14 protein-coding genes and 1 other RNA gene are annotated in these 17,712 nt (G+C 70.6%); 13 read left to right on the top strand and 2 right to left on the bottom strand.

Features of this window, described 5'->3' with window-relative positions; all coding sequences use genetic code 11:
• Positions 1-171 precede the first annotated feature (171 nt).
• The 3 genes from ACFWI9_RS27265 (at position 172) to ssrA (ending at position 2,339) form a co-directional block, all read left to right on the top strand.
• Positions 172-1,359: a S41 family peptidase gene (locus ACFWI9_RS27265; RefSeq protein ID WP_387165907.1), complete on the top strand. Its 1,188-nt coding sequence runs from the start codon at positions 172-174 to the stop codon at positions 1,357-1,359.
• Positions 1,360-1,377: 18 nt separating this feature from the next.
• Entirely contained in the window at positions 1,378-1,857 is a 480-nt protein-coding gene (smpB, locus tag ACFWI9_RS27260) for an SsrA-binding protein SmpB (protein WP_387165905.1), read from the top strand.
• 112 nt (positions 1,858-1,969) lie between these two features.
• Positions 1,970-2,339: a transfer-messenger RNA gene (gene ssrA / locus ACFWI9_RS27255) on the top strand.
• A gap of 219 nt (positions 2,340-2,558) precedes the next feature.
• On the opposite strand, the gene ACFWI9_RS27250 is transcribed toward ssrA, so the two are convergent.
• A complete protein-coding gene (locus tag ACFWI9_RS27250; RefSeq protein ID WP_387165909.1) occupies positions 2,559-3,935 on the bottom strand; it encodes an MFS transporter in 1,377 nt (458 codons plus the stop codon).
• Positions 3,936-4,064: 129 nt separating this feature from the next.
• Between ACFWI9_RS27250 and ACFWI9_RS27245 the strand changes: the two genes are divergently transcribed.
• A complete protein-coding gene (locus ACFWI9_RS27245; protein WP_387165903.1) occupies positions 4,065-5,036 on the top strand; it encodes a LysR family transcriptional regulator in 972 nt (323 codons plus the stop codon).
• A gap of 152 nt (positions 5,037-5,188) precedes the next feature.
• On the opposite strand, the gene ACFWI9_RS27240 is transcribed toward ACFWI9_RS27245, so the two are convergent.
• Positions 5,189-5,374, bottom strand: coding sequence for a hypothetical protein (locus tag ACFWI9_RS27240; RefSeq protein WP_387165901.1), 186 nt, complete (start codon positions 5,372-5,374; stop codon positions 5,189-5,191).
• 57 nt (positions 5,375-5,431) lie between these two features.
• Between ACFWI9_RS27240 and ACFWI9_RS27235 the strand changes: the two genes are divergently transcribed.
• From ACFWI9_RS27235 to ACFWI9_RS27195, 9 genes are all read left to right on the top strand, one after another.
• Positions 5,432-6,022 (top strand): hypothetical protein, encoded by a 591-nt coding sequence (locus tag ACFWI9_RS27235; protein WP_387165900.1) that lies wholly within the window; start codon positions 5,432-5,434, stop codon positions 6,020-6,022.
• Positions 6,023-8,212, top strand: coding sequence for a glycosyltransferase (locus ACFWI9_RS27230; RefSeq protein WP_387165898.1), 2,190 nt, complete (start codon positions 6,023-6,025; stop codon positions 8,210-8,212).
• Entirely contained in the window at positions 8,209-9,651 is a 1,443-nt protein-coding gene (locus ACFWI9_RS27225) for an acyltransferase family protein (RefSeq protein WP_387165896.1), read from the top strand. Before ACFWI9_RS27230 ends, ACFWI9_RS27225 begins: the two co-directional genes overlap by 4 nt.
• A gap of 141 nt (positions 9,652-9,792) precedes the next feature.
• Positions 9,793-11,160: a nitrate/nitrite transporter gene (locus ACFWI9_RS27220; RefSeq protein ID WP_387165894.1), complete on the top strand. Its 1,368-nt coding sequence runs from the start codon at positions 9,793-9,795 to the stop codon at positions 11,158-11,160.
• Between the two features lie 75 nt (positions 11,161-11,235).
• Positions 11,236-12,390, top strand: a complete 1,155-nt coding sequence (locus tag ACFWI9_RS27215) for a uroporphyrinogen-III synthase (protein ID WP_387165892.1) — start codon at positions 11,236-11,238, stop codon at positions 12,388-12,390.
• A gap of 261 nt (positions 12,391-12,651) precedes the next feature.
• A complete protein-coding gene (locus ACFWI9_RS27210; RefSeq protein WP_387165890.1) occupies positions 12,652-13,218 on the top strand; it encodes a CGNR zinc finger domain-containing protein in 567 nt (188 codons plus the stop codon).
• A 248-nt stretch (positions 13,219-13,466) separates the two neighbouring features.
• A complete protein-coding gene (locus tag ACFWI9_RS27205; RefSeq protein WP_338677024.1) occupies positions 13,467-14,054 on the top strand; it encodes a sigma-70 family RNA polymerase sigma factor in 588 nt (195 codons plus the stop codon).
• Positions 14,051-15,016, top strand: a complete 966-nt coding sequence (locus ACFWI9_RS27200) for an anti-sigma factor family protein (RefSeq protein WP_387165888.1) — start codon at positions 14,051-14,053, stop codon at positions 15,014-15,016. The genes ACFWI9_RS27205 and ACFWI9_RS27200 overlap by 4 nt, the downstream gene beginning before the upstream one ends.
• Positions 15,017-15,092: 76 nt before the next feature.
• Positions 15,093-17,438, top strand: coding sequence for a HelD family protein (locus tag ACFWI9_RS27195; protein WP_387165886.1), 2,346 nt, complete (start codon positions 15,093-15,095; stop codon positions 17,436-17,438).
• Positions 17,439-17,712: the final 274 nt, after the last annotated feature.

The following is a 17,712-nucleotide window of genomic DNA, read 5'->3' as shown; positions in this document are numbered from 1 at the left end:
TTTTTTTTTTTTTTTTTTTTTTTTTTTTTTTTTTTTTTTTTTTTTTTTTTTTTTTGTTTTTTTTTTTTTTTTTTTTTTGTTTTTTTTTTTTTTTTTTTCGCTCCGCGGGGGCGGGGTTTTTTCCGTACACCCTCAGCCCGGCCGCCCTCCGCTTGTCCTAGAGTGGGCGCCATGTTGGGCCCCGAATCACCTCTGATGCCCCGGGAATTCCCTCGCGGAGTCCGCCGAGGGGCGGCCCTGACCTTGGTGTTCGCGGGTGTGCTGGTCACCGCTTCGGCGACCGGTCTGCTGCCGCGTGGCCCGGCGGAGCCGGACCAGGTGCCCGCGGCGCGTGCCGCCGCGGCCCCCATGGCCGACCGCGACGAGGTGGCCCGTGCCGCCGCCGAGGCCGTGGCGGACGGCAAGTCCGCGGTGGACGCGGCCGAGGAGGTCGTCAGCCGCAGCGGAGACCGCTGGGGCGCGGTGTACGACAAGGGGGAGTACGAGGAGTTCGCACAGGCCCTGGACGGCGCGTACACCGGCGTGGGCCTCTGGGCCAGGCGCGGGCCGGACGGCCGGGTGGAGGTCGCCCGGGTGCAGCGCGGCGGTCCCGCCGAGCGGGCCGGGATCCGGACCGGGGACCAGGTGCGCGCGATCGACGGGGTCTCGATAGACGGCCGCCCGGTCAGCGAGGTCGTCGCCCTGCTGCGCGGCGACCGCAAGGGCGCATCGGCGGGTTCGGCGGTGGCTCTCCGTCTCCAGCGCGGTGAGCGCGCCTGGACCCGCACCCTGCGCAGGGCCCGGCTGGCCACCGAGGCCGTCACGGTCCGGAAGCTGGACGGCAACGCGGTGATGATCAAGGTGGCCGCCTTCACCAAAGGCTCGGGCGAGCAGGTGCGGGAAGCCGTACGGGACGCCCCGGCGGGCGCGGGTGTGCTGCTCGACCTGCGGGGCAACGGCGGCGGTCTGGTCTCCGAGGCCGTCACGGCAGCCTCCGCGTTCCTGGACGGCGGACTGGTCGCCACCTACGACGTGCACGGGGAGCAGAAGGCCCTGTACGCCCGACCCGGCGGCGATACGGACAGACCCGTCGTGGCCCTGGTGGACGGCGGCACCATGAGCGCCGCCGAGCTGGTCGCCGGGGCTCTGCAGGACCGTGGCCGCGCCGTCACCGTAGGTTCGCGCACCTTCGGCAAGGGCTCCGTGCAGATGCCCGAGGAGCTGCCGGGCGGATCGGTCGCCGAGCTGACCGTAGGCCACTACCGCACCCCGGCCGGACGTGATGTCGAGGGCAAGGGGATCACCCCGGACCTCGTAGCCGGCAAGGAGGCGCAGGAGCGCGCCCGTACGGTATTGAGTGGCCTCGGCACCGGGTCGTAGTGCGAAAATGACCGCACTATGGCTAAGGAAACAGGGCGCAAGCTGATCGCGCAGAACAAGAAGGCGCGGCACGACTACCACATCCTCGACACCTACGAGTGCGGTCTCGTGCTGATGGGTACCGAGGTGAAGTCGCTGCGCCAGGGGCGGGCCTCGCTGGCGGACGGGTTCGTCCACATCGACGCCCATGAGGCGTGGCTGCACAACGTGCACGTACCGGAATACAGCCAGGGCACCTGGACCAACCACAGCGCCCGGCGCAAGCGGAAGCTGCTGCTGCACCGCGCCGAGATCGACAAGCTGGAGTCCAAGTCCCAGGAGACGGGGCACACCATCGTGCCGCTCGCCCTGTACTTCAAGGACGGGCGTGCCAAGGTCGAGATCGCGCTCGCCAAGGGCAAGAAGGAGTACGACAAGCGGCAGACGCTGCGCGAGAAGCAGGACCGCCGTGAGGCGGACCGGGCGGTGTCCGCGGCCCGGCGCCGCCAGCGCGCCTGACCGCGCGGGAGCCGGCGCGCCCCTGCCGGAGGAATACGCTGGCACCGTGGTGCGTCGGTCACGTACGATGGACCTGTCCTCGGCAAGAGGGCGCTTTTTGAAAAATGCACATGGGGATGATCGGTTTCGACAGCGGATGTCGAAGCAGGGGAAGCGTGTCGAGGAAGCGGCAATGATCTCGTAAACCACGCGCCGAAACCAATAATCGCCAACACCAAGCGCGATTCCTTCGCCCTCGCTGCCTAAGTAGCGACTTGCGAAGTGTCAGCCCGGGGCTGTTCCCGACTCGGATCCTGGCATCAGCTAGGGAACTCAACCTCTAGGCCCGGTCACGGGGTGTAGAGGGAAACCACACAGTGACTGAGCCCGTCGGAGACTTGTCCGCGTGATCTCCGGGGCCGAGAAAAGCGCAGCGGACTGCACACGGAGAAGCCCTGATTCCGCACCGTTGGACGCGGGTTCGATTCCCGCCATCTCCACGAATACGACAGGCGACGTGCGCCCCCGAAGAACGCGGGCACACGTCGCCTTCGTGTGTTGTCGCGCGGCTGCGCCGCGCGGGCGGGGGCTGCGCCACTCGCGAGGCATTCCGGGGTCGCGCCCAGGACCCTGGCCCCATATGGGCAAGGCCCGGCGTTCACGGCCGGGCCTTTGCCATGCGGGCTCGCGGTGAGCCTGAGCACACGCCCGGCATCCTCAGATCACCTGGACGGGGATGCGGGCGACGTCTGACCGCCGGATCCTGGCGTCAGCGGTGACCAGTGGCACGCCGAGCCCTTCGGCGAGGGCGACGTATGCGGCTGGGCGAGCGCCAAGGCGAGCCCCGCCGCCGTGACCGGCACGGCGTAGGCGTACGCCGCACCCGCGTGCTCCACCAGCCAGCCGCCCGTCGCCGACCCCGCCGCGATACCGCCGAGCAATGCCGTCACGGCGAGGGTCATGCCCTCGTTGAGCCGGCCCGCCGGGGTCAGGCGCTGCACAGCGCCCATCCCCGTCACCATCGTCGGCGCCGTCGCCATCCCCGCGACCAGCAGGGCAGCCGCCACGGCCACCAGTGACCCCGTCGTCACCGCCGCCACCAGCGGCAGCGCCATCAAGGCCGTCATCGCCGCCAGGCAGCCTCGCAGTCCGGCGCCGCGCCGGACCCTGCCGTACGCGAGTCCCGCCGCGCACGAGCCCGCGGCCTGGAGCGCCAGCACCGGGCCCGCCGCCGGGCCGTCCGCGAACGCGATCGTCACCACCTCCATGGATCCGAACACCGCGCCGGTCGCGAGGAACACGGCCAGCAGTGGAGCCATCCCGGGTATCCGCAGGGGCGTACCGGTCGATGCCAGGGGCGCCACCGGAGGTTCGGTTGAACGCTGCGCCGAGAACAGCAGCACACCTGTGAGCAGCAGCACCGCCCCGGCGACCGTGCCGGCCTCCGGGAAGAGGGCCGCGCACAGGAGCGCTGCCAGCACCGGGCCCAGCATGAAGCACAGCTCGTCGGCGGCCTGCTCGAACGAGTTGGCGGTGTGCAGGGCCCCGGGGTCGTCCTTCAGCAGGTGGGCCCAGCGGGCCCGGGACATCCCGCCGGTGTTGGGCACGGTCGCGGTCGCCGCGTACGAGGCGAACAGCGTCCAGACCGGAGCGTCGTAGCGCACGCACAGCACCAGGGCGAGTTCGCCGAGCACGGCGAGCGCGGTGGCCGGGACGGCGACCCGCGCCTGCCCGTACCGGTCGACCAGCCTGGCCGTCCAGGGCGCGACCAGCGCGGTGGCGGCGAGGCCGGTCGCGGTGACGGCCCCGGCGAGCGCGTAGGAGCCCCGCGCCCCCGCGATCATGATCACGGCGCTCACGCCGAACATCCCCATGGGGAGACGGGCGATGAGATTGCCGATGGTGAAGCCGCGGGCGCCGGGGATGCGGAAGAGACGTGCGTACGGTCCCGGCGGGCGAGCGCTGCGAGGCGGACGGGTCGGCCGCGCTGGGCGTGCCCTGTCGGGCGTACGTGCCCCGTGCCCGGCACGCGCGGGGCCGTTCGCGCACGGCTCCCGGTAAGGCGGCGCCAGGACCAGCGTGCCACCCGAGGTGGTCATCCGCGGAGCTGTCGTCGGCTGGGTGGGAGTGGTCATCTGAGGCATGGATCAAGGTTCGCCGGGGCCGGCCGCCGCGGTCCAACACCTGTTCGGAGCCGATTGACGCACCCCTGTTGTAAATTCCCCCGCATGCCCCAGGCCCAGGACGTAGACCCCCGGCTGCTGCGCGCCTTCGTCGCCGTCGCCACCGAACTGCACTTCACCCGTGCCGCCGCCCGGCTTTTCACCGCCCAGCAGGCGCTGAGCCGGGATATCAGGCGTCTGGAGCGGGGGTTGGGTGCCGAGCTGTTCGTACGCACCACCCGGCAGGTGACTCTCACCGCCGAGGGGGAGCGGCTGCTCCCGTACGCGCGCCGGGTGCTGGCGGCGCATGACGAGCTGGCCGCCGTGTTCACGGACGCCGCTCGGCCGCTGCTCGTCGATCTCAACAGCGAGGGGATGACGACGGGGCGGGTGCTGGAGCGTGCCCGTGCGCTCGCACCCGGCAGCGAGTTGATGGCCCGCTTCGAGAGCGGGCTGACCGGGGCGGCGGCGGAGATCGTCGCCGGACGCCTCGATGTGTCCTTCGGGAGGTTCGCCGGACTCGAATCATCCATTCGCTCACACCTCGAACACCAGCTCGTGCGATTCGAGCCGATGGCCGTACTGCTGCCCGCCGATCACCCGCTGGCGGGATACGAGCGTGTGGAGCTGGACGCTCTCGCGGGCGAGCGGATCTACGCCGGAGCGGGCAACCCGAAGACGCTCGAGTGGACCGACCTGGCGCGACGGCTGTTCGAGGGACGCGGGATCGAAGTGGCGCCTCCGGCGCCGCTGGCGCTGGGGAAGGAGGAGTTCCACCGGATGATGGCCAAAACCCGTTGCCCTGTACTCGCAGTAACCGATTTCCCGCCCATGCCGGGAGCCGTGCTGCGCCCGCTTGTCGCACCCGTGCCGCTGTCGCCGCTTTCCCTTGTCTGGCGGCGTGGGCTGAGACATCCGGGCCTCGACGCCCTACGGCTCGCGGCCACCCGGCTCGCCGCCAAGGAAGGCTGGCTGAAAATGATCCCTGGAGCCTGGCTGCCGGACACAGACCGATCACTAATTACGGACAACAGCTGATACGCCAACACAAGCGGAAGCACTGTGCGCTACATTCATGGTCCCGGGTGCCACATGGGTTAGCGGCTGCTTGGACGCGGTCGGGGCCGCGTCGGGTGGCCGTGATCCGGCCATACGCGCGCCCGGTTCCGTTCAGTGGGGGATGGCGTTCTTCAGTGGAAACTTGGCGAGAAGCTGCCCGCCGTGGGCCTGTACATGAGCTCAACGATCCGGCGTCCGGCGAGGTCACTGTCCAGCTCGCGGCCGTTGAACTCCGGGATCTCGACGGGCTCAACGAGCTCACCGTCCAGCTCGACGGCCTTGGCCAGCAGCTCACGGAGCGTAGTCGTCTCGCTCATTCCGCGGGCCGGCCAGGGGCGTCCACCGGTCAGGAATCCTCCGACGGACCGGTGTTCGTGGACGAGAGCGGTCGACGCAGCCGCAAGCTCCGCCGCCTCGGCTGGGTGCTCGCGATCGCCTGCGCCTGCTACGCCATCACGCTCGTCGCCGCACTCATCGGCGGCAACTCCAGGGCACCCTGGCTGCTGATACCCGGCCCCGAGGGCGAACAGAACACCGGGACCGTCCAGGAGCAGCCCGTTCCCACCGGCTCGCCCACGGGCAAGGCCGTCCCGGGGGCCTCCCCGGGAGCCCCCTCTCTCGACGACTCCACCGGCACCGCCCCCGAGCGGCAGCCGGGCGGCACGACCAGCGGCACCGCCGGCAGCGCGGGGGCGCGCGCCTCCGCCGCGGCCGACGCCGGCACCGACACCACCGGACCCGCCGAGGCCGCACCCGCCACCTCCGGTGGCACCGGGGACACCGACAACCCCGTCACACCGCCCACCGCGTCCACTCCCGCCGACCACGGTGCGGGAGACGAGGAGCCCGGGCCGGAGCAGCCGCCCGCCCCTCCGACCGACACCGAGACGGAACCCACGGAAGAACCGCCGGCCGACCCGCCCGGAGCCGACGGCGGCCAGCAGGGCCTGGAAGGCGCACAGTAGATGACCACCTCCGGCAGGCGTGCGCGTCCGCAGAGACAGCGCACGGCCGTCAGACGCAGGCTGCCCATGCGCTATCTGCTGCCCTCACTGTTCCTCGTCGCGCTGCTCGCCATGCTGATGCTGCGCGGCTATGTGCACAGCGAGATCCTCGCCGACCATCGCGTACGGCCTCCGGCCTCCAGCGACAACGTGCCCGAGAACATCCTCAAGGGCGGGCCGGTCATCGACGCCCGCGCGGGAGGCGCGCCCAAGGCGCTGAGCGTCCCGGACAAGAAGCTGGTGCTGACCTTCGACGACGGGCCCGACCCCGTCTGGACGCCCCAGGTACTCGACAAGCTGAAGAGGTACGACGCACACGCCGTCTTCTTCGTGACCGGCACCATGACCTCGCGCCACCCCGAACTGGTCGAGCGGATCGTCGCCGAGGGCCATGAGATCGGGCTGCACACCTTCAACCACCCCGACCTCTCCTTCCAGTCCGAGAGCCGCATCGACTGGGAGCTCACCCAGAACCAGCTCGCCCTCGCCGGTGCCGCGGGTATCCGCAGCTCCCTCTTCCGGCCGCCGTACTCCTCGTTCTCGGCCGCCCAGGACGACAACTCCTGGCCGATCACCGAGTACGTCGGCAGCCAGGGCTACATCACCGCGTTCAACGACACCGACAGCGAGGACTGGAAGCGCCCCGGCGTCGACGCGATCATCGAGCGTGCCACCCCCAAGGGCACCAAGGGCTCCATCGTGCTGATGCACGACTCCGGCGGTGACCGCTCCCAGACCGTCGCCGCGCTGGACCGCTTCCTGCCCCAGATGCAGAAGCGGGGCTACCACTTCACCAACCTCACCGAGGCACTCGGTGCACCCAGCGCCCACACCAAGGTCACCGGCCCGGAGCTGTGGAAGGGCAAGGCCTGGGTGGGGGCGGTCGCGGTCTCCGAGCGCACCACCAGCGCCCTGACCGTCGGTCTCGCCGTGATCGGCGTCCTGGTCTTCGTGCGCTTCGGGATGATGCTGCTGCTCTCCTTCGGCCACGCCCGCAAGGTGCGCCGCCGCCGTTTCCGCTGGGGCCCGGCGGTCACCGAACCGGTGACCGTCCTCGTCCCCGCGTACAACGAGAAGGAGTGCATCGAGAACACGGTGCGCTCGCTCATGGCCAGCGACCACCCCATCGAGGTCATCGTCATCGACGACGGCTCATCCGACGGCACCGCCGACCTCGTCGACGACATGTGGCTGCCCAACGTCCGGGTGGTCCGCCAGGCCAACGCCGGAAAGCCGGAGGCCCTCAACAACGGCATCCGCAACGCCCGCCACGACATCATCGTGATGATGGACGGCGACACGGTCTTCGAGCCGTCGACGGTCCGCGAACTGGTCCAGCCGTTCGGCGACCCGAGTGTCGGCGCCGTCGCCGGCAACGCCAAGGTCGGCAACCGCGAGTCCCTTATCGGCGCCTGGCAGCACATCGAGTACGTGATGGGCTTCAACCTGGACCGCCGGATGTACGACATGCTGCGCTGCATGCCCACCATCCCGGGCGCGGTCGGCGCCTTCCGGCGCGAGGCTCTCCGGCGGGTCGGCGGTATGAGCGACGACACCCTCGCCGAGGACACCGACATCACCATGGCGCTGCACCGCGACGGCTGGAAGGTCGTCTACGCCGAGCGGGCACGTGCCTGGACCGAGGCGCCGGAGAGCGTGCAGCAGCTGTGGTCCCAGCGCTACCGCTGGTCGTACGGCACGATGCAGGCCATCTGGAAGCACCGCAGGGCCGTGATCGAGAGCGGCCCGTCCGGCCGCTTCGGCCGGGTCGGCCTGCCGCTGGTCTCGCTGTTCATGGTGCTGTTCCCGCTGCTCGCACCGCTTATCGACGTGTTCCTGCTGTACGGACTGGTCTTCGGCCCCACGCAGAAGACCGTCGTCGCCTGGCTCGGCGTCCTCGCCATCCAGGCCGCCTGCGCCGCGTACGCGTTCCGGCTCGACAAGGAACGCATGGTGCATCTGATCGCGCTGCCCCTCCAGCAGATCCTCTACCGGCAGCTCATGTACGTGGTGCTGCTCCAGTCCTGGATCACCGCGCTCACCGGCGGCCGGCTTCGCTGGCAGAAGCTCCGCCGCACGGGCGTGGTGGAGGCGCCCGGCTCGATTCCGAGCCCGCGTCAGAGCAGCGAAGACCGGAGGCCCGTCGCGTGACCACCCAGCGCATCGATCTGGGCGGCCTGTCCGAGGACGGGCATCAGGCGGGACACCGCGGCGCGTCCCCGTCCGGTCCCGAGTCCGGTCCCGAGCCCGGGGCGCAGACCGGGACCCGGGCGCGGGACGGGTTCCGGGCGGGACTCCAGGCGAGTCCGCGGCACCAGGCCTCAGAGCCGTTGCCGATCCCGAGCCAGGACCCGTTTCCGAGCCACGGCCCGAGCGGGGTCCAAGACCCGGGCCCGACCCGGAATCGGGTCGCGCCCCAGGACGCGGGCCCGGCCACCGCGACCGCGCCCAAGCGGCCCGGCCGTGACCGCTACCTGGACCTGCTGCGCACCATCGCGCTGGTCCGCGTCGTCGTCTACCACATCTTCGGCTGGGCCTGGCTGACCGTCCTCTTCCCCTCCATGGGCGTGATGTTCGCACTGGCGGGCTCCCTGATGGCGCGCTCGCTGGCACGGCCCGCATGGGAGGTGATCCGGGGCAGGGTGCGGCGGCTGCTGCCGCCGATGTGGGCGTTCTCCGCGATCGTGCTGCCGCTGATCTTCTACTTCGGCTGGAAGCCGCTGAAGGAGGAGGGCATCTGGTGGTTCGTGAAGCTCGCCTGGTACGTCGTCCCGGTCGGCGCACCTCCGTTCCCCTGGCACAGCGGTGACAACGCCGGACTGCTGGAGCAGACCTGGGCCGTCCAGGCCGCGGGGCCCCTCTGGTACATCCGCGCCTACCTGTGGTTCGTGATCGCCTCGCCGCTGCTGCTGTGGGCCTTCCGTAGGGCACCCTGGGCGACGCTGCTCGCGCCGCTCGGACTGACCGCCATCGTGGGCTCGGGGCTGCTCACCATCCCCGGCGAGACCGGCAACGCGATCACCGACTTCGCCGTCTACGGCTCCTGCTGGGTGCTCGGGTTCGCCCACCAGGAGGGGATGTTCGAGAAGGTCCCGCGCTATGCGGCGGTGTCCTTCTCCTCGCTGATCATGGCCTTCGGGCTGTGGTGGGCCTCGGGGCACCTGGGCGAGGACGGCTGGGACCTCAACGACATCCCGCTCGCCCAGGCCACCTGGTCGTTCGGCTTCTGCGTGATCCTGCTGATCTACTCGCCGTCCTGGCGGGAACTGCCCGGGAGACTGGCCCGCTTCGACGGCCTGGTCACCCTCGCCAACAACCGTGCCGTGACGATCTACCTCTGGCACAACATGCTGATCATGGCGACGATCCCGATCATCGACCTCCTGTGGGAAATCCCCTACGTGGACGCGCATCTGGGCGGCTTCGTCGAGTCGGTGTACGTGTACCTGATGCTCATCGCCGTCTGGCCGCTGATCGGCCTGATGATCGTCAGCGTGGGCTGGCTGGAGGACGTGGCGGCCAAGCGCAAGCCCCGGTTGTGGCCGAACGGCGCCGGCAGCAGGAAGCGCCGGCGCGCCCGGGTCGCGTAAGCCGGGCGCCTCAGCGCTGCTCACACCCGCCCTCCGCCTCCGGTGAGAGCAAGGTTCCACACCGGTCACCTCGTGCCACGGGCCTGAAACCCGCCCTCTCTAGCTTCGGAACCACAAACCCGAATGCGAGGGAGGCGTGCCATGGGCCGTGGCAGCAGTGGTGGCAGGTGGATCGAGCGGTGGGACCCGGAGGACGAGGTCTTCTGGGCGGAGCAGGGCGAGCGCATCGCCCGCCGCAATCTGGTCTTTTCCGTGCTCTCCGAGCACATCGGGTTCTCCATCTGGACCCTGTGGTCGGTGATGGTCCTCTTCATGGGGCCCGAGTACGGGATCGACCCGGCCGGGAAGTTCTTCCTGATCGGGACCGCGACCCTGGTCGGGGCGGTGATCCGGGTGCCGTACACCTTCGCCGTAGCCCGGTTCGGCGGGCGTAACTGGACGGTGTTCAGCGCGCTGATGCTGCTGCTGCCGACCGGTGCCGCCTACGCGGTGATGGAGCCCGGGACCTCGTACGGCACGTTCCTCGTCGTGGCGGCGCTCACCGGGGTCGGCGGCGGGAACTTCGCCTCGTCCATGACCAACATCAACGCCTTCTTCCCGCTGCGGAAGAAGGGCTGGGCGCTCGGGCTCAACGCGGGCGGCGGAAACATCGGCGTGCCCGTGGTGCAGCTCGTCGGACTGCTGGTGATCGGGACCGCGGGGGCCGCCCATCCGCGGCTCGTGCTCGGGGTCTACCTGCCGCTGATCGTGCTGGCCGCGCTCTGCGCCGCGCTGTACATGGACAACCTCGCCCCCGTGAAGAACGACACCGGGGCGGCGAAGGAAGCCGTCCGGGATCCGCACACCTGGATCATGTCCTTCCTCTACATCGGCACCTTCGGCTCCTTCATCGGCTACAGCTTCGCCTTCGGCCTGGTACTCCAGACCCAGTTCGGCCGCACCCCTCTCCAGGCCGCGTCGCTGACCTTCGTCGGGCCGCTGCTGGGCTCCCTCATCAGGCCGGTTGGCGGTTCGCTCGCCGACCGCTTCGGCGGGGCGCGGATCACGCTGTGGACGTTCGCCGGGATGGCCGCCGCCACCGGAACCGTCATCTACGCCTCCGTGGCCGAGTCCCTGGCGGTCTTCCTGGTCGGCTTCATCGCCCTGTTCGTGCTCAGCGGGCTCGGCAACGGCTCCACGTACAAGATGATCCCCGCCATCTTCAAGGCCAAGGCGCTGGCGAAGGGCATGGCCGGTGAGGCCGCCGAAGCGTACGGTCGCAGGCTGTCCGGCGCCGCGATGGGGCTGATCGGGGCGGTCGGCGCGCTCGGCGGGCTGGCGATCAACCTCGCCTTCCGGCAGTCGTTCCTCACCGTGGGCACCGGGACCGGCGCGTTCGTCGCCTTCCTGCTCAGCTACGCCGTGTGCTTCACCGTCACCTGGGCGGTATACCTTCGGCGGCCCGCGGCCACTCCCGCACCGGTGGCGAGCGCCGAGGCGAAGCCCCAGCTCAGCTACGCCGAGGTGTGAGCCGCGGTGCCTCGTAACGGCCCGGAAATACCGCCGATCCGAGCCTGTCACGCTCCCTTGCCAGGCTCGGTCGGCATGTACGACGAACAGCACGACACCCCCGCGGTGGGTCCCCTGGCCGGTTTCACCGTGGGGATCACCGCGGCCCGGCGCGCCGACGAACTGGGCGTGCTGCTCCAGCGGCGTGGCGCCGTGGTGCAGCACGCGCCAGCCCTGCGGATCGTGCCGCTCGCCGACGACGGTGAACTGCTCGCCGCGACCAAGGAACTCATCGCCCACGCACCGGACGTGGTCGTCGCCACCACCGCGATCGGCTTCCGCGGCTGGGTGGCGGCGGCGGACGGCTGGGGCTGCGGCGAGGAACTGCTCGGCTGTCTGCGCGGCGTCGAACTCCTGGCGCGCGGACCGAAGGTGAAGGGTGCGATCCGGGCGGCCGGACTGACCGAGGAGTGGTCGCCGTCGTCCGAGTCGATGGCCGAGGTGCTGGACCGGCTGCTCGCCGAGGGCGTCGACGGACGCCGTATCGCCCTCCAGCTGCACGGCGAACCGCTGCCGGGCTTCGTGGAGGCGCTGCGGGCCGGGGGAGCGGAGGTCGTCGTCGTCCCGGTCTACCGCTGGATGCCGCCGGAGGACCCCGGCCCGCTGGACCGGCTGCTGGACACCACCGTGGCCCGCCAGGTCGACGCCCTGACCTTCACCAGCGCACCGGCAGCCGCCTCGATGTTCTCCCGCGCCGAGGAGCGCGGTCTGCTCCCGGAACTGCTCGACGCCCTCCGCCACGATGTGCTCCCGGCCTGCGTCGGCCCGGTTACCGCCCTGCCACTCCAGGCCCGCGGCCTGGACACGGTCCAGCCCGAACGCTTCCGTCTCGGTCCGCTTGTTCAGCTCCTCTGCCTCGAACTCCCCGCCCGCTCACGCGTCCTGCCGGTCGCGGGCCGCCGCATCGAGATCCGCGGCCACGCGGTCCTGGTCGACACCGAGCTGCGCCCCGTACCGCCCGCCGGCATGGCCCTCCTCAACGCCCTGGCCCGCCACCCGGGTTGGGTGGTCTCCCGCCCCGACCTGCTGCGTGCGCTGCCTGGCGCGGGACGTGACGAGCACGCGGTGGAGACGGCGATGGCCCGGCTGCGCACGGCACTTGGTACGCCCCAGCTCATCCAGACCGTGGTGAAGCGGGGGTACCGCCTGGCACTGGACCCGGCGGCGGACGCGAAGTACGCGGAGGAGTAGGCGGCCCTTCCGGGGCTGGGGGCCTCCGCCGGACCGCCGGCCGCTGGTCCGTATCGCTCGGCCGGACAACGCTGCTGCCGGATCCAGAGCGGGAGCCCGGGCCGCCGCCGTCGAGGACCCCCGACAGGGTAGGCGTGCTGAAGACGAGGACACGCCGGCCCGGCTCGCCAGGTAGGACGAGGTCCGAAGCGTCGGGGCGTCCCCCGGACCTGACCGGTACGCGGTATTCCCGTGACACCACGACGGGGGCACCCTGGTCGCATGGCCGCGGTGGTGAGTGGGTGCGCAGCACGGTTCGAGGCCGGGCGGGTCTGCCTGGATCTGGTGGCGGTGGCGCCGGGCGGGGCCGGGGCGCTCGGTCGGTGGCTGGGGGAGGCCGGGTTGCTGCCGGTCGGGACGCCGTTGGACGCGGTGACCGCGCGCTGGGTTCCGGTGTTCCTCGAACTGCGCGGCTGTGTGGCGCGCTTGGTGCACGCTCATATCGACGGGCGCACCGACGACATCGCCCTCGCCCGGCTCAACGCCTTCGCCGCCGCGCCGCCGCCTGCCGTCAGGGCCGTACGGGCGGCCGACGGGGCTCTCGTACGGGCTCCGCTCAGTCGGCCCGAGTGCGCCGGGCTGCTCGCCGCCGTGGCGCGCGACGCTGTGGAATTGCTCACTGATCCGGTGGCCCGCGCGGCGCTGCGGCGTTGCGAAGGTGACGGGTGCCGGCGGGTCTATGTGGACACCTCGCGCGGGCGTCGGAGGCGCTGGTGTTCGAGTGAGGTGTGCGGGAACCGGGAGCGGGTGGCGCGGCACCGGCGCCGGGCGGCGATCGGGAAAGTCTGACTGGAGCGGCTCAACTCGGGCGTGCCCGGCGTGAGTCCGGGGCGGGGGCCGGGACGGCCGTGTGAGCGTGCTCACGGCTGCCCGCGGACAGGCATTGTGACCTGGGGAGATGCTCGTCCCGAGAGCCCCGTCGAAAAATCCTGGAAGAAAATCGCGTTTGCGTTGAGACGAACGCGGTCCGCCCCCGTAGTGAGAGGCGACAGGGAAGCAGCCCAGACAACAATCAGGGTCTCGACCGGGAGGTTCAGGTGCGCAAGGATGCCGCCGTGGCCGATGACCGTTCCAGGCAGGCCCGGCATCGAGCTGCGACAACGCGCGCCAGTTCCTCCGTCCCCGACGAGGAACTGATGCGCGCGCTGTATCAGGAGCATGCCGGACCCCTCCTCGCCTATGTACTCCGTCTCGTCGCCGGCGACCGCCAGCGCGCCGAGGACGTGGTGCAGGAGACGCTCATTCGTGCCTGGAAGAACGCCGGACAGCTCAATAGGGCGACCGGCTCTGTCCGACCCTGGCTGGTGACGGTCGCACGCCGCATCGTCATCGACGGTCACCGCAGCCGGCAGGCCCGGCCGCAGGAGGTCGACCCGTCGCCGCTGGAGGTCATGCCTGCGGAGGACGAGATCGACAAGGCGTTGTGGCTGATGACGCTCTCGGATGCGCTTGATGATTTGACCCCGGCGCACAGGGAAGTACTCGTCGAGACGTACTTCAAGGGGCGTACGGTCAACGAAGCGGCCGAGACGCTTGGCATACCGAGCGGGACCGTCCGGTCCCGTGTCTTCTATGCGTTGCGTTCCATGAAGCTCGCTCTGGAGGAGAGGGGGGTCACGGCATGAACACACAGGATCCATACGGACAGTTCGGGCAGTCCGGCGAGTTCGGGCAGTTCAGTCAGTCTGGGCAGTTCGGACAGTCAGGTCAGTCCGGTCAGCTCGGGCAGCCCCCGCAGTCCGAACCATCCGAGCAGGGCTCGATCCACGAGACCGTCGGGGCGTACGCCCTCGGGATCCTGGACGACGCGGAAGCCACCGCCTTCGAGGCGCATCTGGCGGGCTGCGACATTTGCGCCGCCCACCTCGAGGAGTTCTCCGGGATGGCGCCGATGCTGGCGATGCTGGCTGAGGCGCCGAGCGCGGTGCCGCGTCAGCGCCAGCCTGGCGGTTCGCAGGCGCCGGCGGCCGATCTGCCGTTCACCAGCACCCTCATGGAGCCGCCGCGCCGTTCCGCCGCCCCGGTGGTGCCGACCGCGCCCAGTCCCCAGATGCTGGACAAGCTCGTCGGCGAGGTCGCCGTCAAGCGGGCCAGGAAGCGGCAGCGCAGCATGTTCATGATCGCCGCTTCGGCGGTCCTGATCCTGGGCGGGCCGGCCCTCGCGGTCGTCGTGACCGACGACGACGCGGAGGCGGGCGTCACCGCCACGCCCAGTCCGAGCAGCGCCGCCGAGGACGCGTTCTTCAACCAGGTGTCGGAGAAGGTCCAGAACACCGACGCCGCCACCAAGGTCAGCGCCACCATCGGTCTGGAGCAGAAGCCGTACGGCACCCGCACGGTCATGGAGCTCAAGAACGTCAAGGGCCCGGAGAAGTGCCAGCTGATCGTGGTCTCCAAGGCCGGCCGGGAAGAGGTCGTCGGCTCCTGGAACGTGCCCGAGTGGGGCTACGGCCTCGCGGATGCCACCGACGAGAAGGGGCAGAAGCCGCTGTACGTCAATGGCGTCACGGCCATGGAGCGGAACGAGATCGATCACTTCGAGATCCGTACGTTCGATGGAAAACGCCTGGTGGAGGTCGACGGCTGACCTTCATCACCTGACACGAGAGGCCCCCTTCGCGTACGGTTGACGGCTGCCCAGTGCACGTCAGAAGGGGGCTTCGGTGTCCGCGCAGGAAGCTGCTGGTACCAGATCCGCTGGAACCAGAGTCGACACGGTCCGCGATCGTGAGATCGGTGTCGAGCAGAAACATCTGGACCAGGTGTACCGCCGCCTTGAGGAGAAGATCCACGAGGCGGAGTTCCTGATGCACGACGCCGCCCAACGCGGCCAGGTCGGCACACCCGGAGCGCTCGCCGAGCGCGACGCCCAGGTCTTCCGCGCCGGTATCCACCTCAACCGGCTCAACAACGAGTTCGAGGACTTCCTCTTCGGCCGGATCGACCTGCTGCTCGGCAAGACCGGCCAGCGTGGTCCCGACGGCGCCTACACATCGGTTGAACCGGCCGACGACGCCGTACGCGAGGACAACACCGCCGAGATCGCCGAGATCCTGCACATCGGCCGCCTCGGGGTGCTCGACGCCGACTACGCGCCGCTGGTCATCGACTGGCGCGCACCGGCCGCCGCGCCGTTCTACCGCTCGACCCCGGTCGACCCCGGCCGGGTGGTGCGCCGCCGGGTCATCCGCTCCAAGGGGCGCAAGGTGCTGGGCGTCGAGGACGACCTGATGCGCCCCGAGGTCACCGCGCTGCTCGGCGGCGCCGAACTGCCCGTCATCGGTGACGGGGCGCTGATGGCCGCGCTCGGCCAGGCCCGCAGCCACACCATGCGGGACATCGTCTCCTCCATCCAGGCGGAGCAGGACCTCGTGATCAGGGCGCCCGCCGCCTCCGTGACCTACGTCGAGGGCGGGCCAGGCACCGGCAAGACGGCCGTCGCGCTGCACCGCGCCGCCTATCTGCTCTACCAGGACCGCCGGCGTTACGCGGGCGGCATCCTGATCGTCTCGCCGACCCCGCTGCTCGTCGCGTACACCGAAGGCGTGCTGCCGTCCCTGGGCGAGGAGGGGCAGGTCGCCATCCGCGCGGTCGGCTCCCTGGTCGACGGCGTGGAGGCCGTGGCGTACGACGATCCCGCCGTCGCCCGCGTCAAGGGCTCCGCGCGGATGCTCAAGGTCCTGCGCAAGGCCGCCCGTGGCGCGCTGGAGCTGGGCGAGGCCCCCGAGCGGCTGCGCGTGGTCGCCTTCGGACGCCGCCTCGAACTGGAGGCGGACGAGCTCCAGCGCATCCGCCACAACGTGCTCGGCGGCACCGCGCCGGTGAACCTGCTGCGCCCGCGGGCCCGCCGGCTGCTGCTGGACGCGCTGTACGCGCGGTCCGGCGCCGCGGCCCGGCACAGCGACCCGGAGCTCGCGGCCGAGCTGCGGTCCTCCTTCGACGAGGACGTGGCGACGGAGGACAGCTTCATCGGCTTCCTGAACGCCTGGTGGCCCGAGCTCACCCCGTCCGCCGTACTGGACGCCATGGCGGACGAGAAGCGGCTCGGGCGCTGGGCGCGCAGGATCCTCAATCCTGGCGAGGTGCGCAGAATCGCCCGCAGCCTCGGCCGCGACGGCCTCTCCGTACACGACGTGGCGCTGCTCGACGAACTCCAGACGCTGCTCGGCACCCCGGCCCGCCCGAAGAAGAGGCGGGAACTCGACCCGCTGGACCAGCTCACCGGTCTGGAGGAGCTGATGCCGCAGCGCGAGGAGACGCAGCGCGAGCGGGCCGAACGGCTGGCGGCCGAGCGGACCGAGTACGCCCACATCATCGTGGACGAGGCGCAGGACCTCACACCCATGCAGTGGCGCATGGTCGGCCGGCGCGGACGCCACGCCACCTGGACGATCGTGGGCGATCCGGCGCAGTCCTCCTGGCCGGACCCCGACGAGGCGGCCGCGGCCCGTGACGAGGCGCTGGGGAGCCGTCCCCGCCGCCGTTTCGAGCTGACGGTGAACTACCGCAACCCCTCCGAGATCGCCGAGCTCGCCGCCCGGGTGCTGGCGCTCGCCATGCCAGGGGCGCGGTCCCCGCGCGCGGTGCGCTCCACGGGAGTGGTGCCGCGCTTCACGGTCGCCAGGGACGACCTGGAGCGCACGGTGCGCGAGGAGGCGCGCCGGATGCTGGAGCGGGTGGACGGCACCATCGGTGTGGTGGTCGCGATGGACCGGCGCGCCGAGGCGGCCCGCTGGCTGGACGGCCTGGGTGACCGGGTGGTGGCGCTCGGCTCGCTGGAGGCCAAGGGGCTCGAGTACGACGCGACGATCGTGGTGTCGCCCGCGGAGATCGTGGCGGGCAGCTCCCAGAACGGGCGCTCCGGGAACGGCGCCGCAGGGACGGAGAGCGCCGCGGGTCTGCGGGTGCTGTACGTGGCGCTGACCCGGGCCACCCAGCAGCTCACGGTGGTCTCGGCGAAGGCCGACAAGCCGGCCGCGGACGGGGTTCCGGCCCTGCTCAGGGGCTGAGCGGGGAGTTCCGCCAGGCAGGTCGTACGGCCGTTCGGAGCCCGCCGCGGCTCCGTTCGGAGTCAACTCCGGGTCAACTCCGGTCGGGCGGAATCACCGTCCGGGACTCTTTGTTAGCCTGTCTGTGGCACCGGCTCGATCCAAGCCCCCGGGCCCAACCTTCGTCCCTTAGAGGGACCACTTGCCGCGAGGCGAGCATGGCGGGTCGGGCCGACAAGCCGGCCGCGGACGGGGTTCCGGCCCTGCTCAGGGGCTGAGCGGGGCGTTCCGCCAG

The sequence above is a fragment of the Streptomyces sp. NPDC127084 genome, assembly GCF_042724175.1.
Classification (GTDB): Bacteria; Actinomycetota; Actinomycetes; order Streptomycetales; family Streptomycetaceae; genus Streptomyces.
This window is presented reverse-complemented; position numbering and strand designations above follow the sequence as displayed.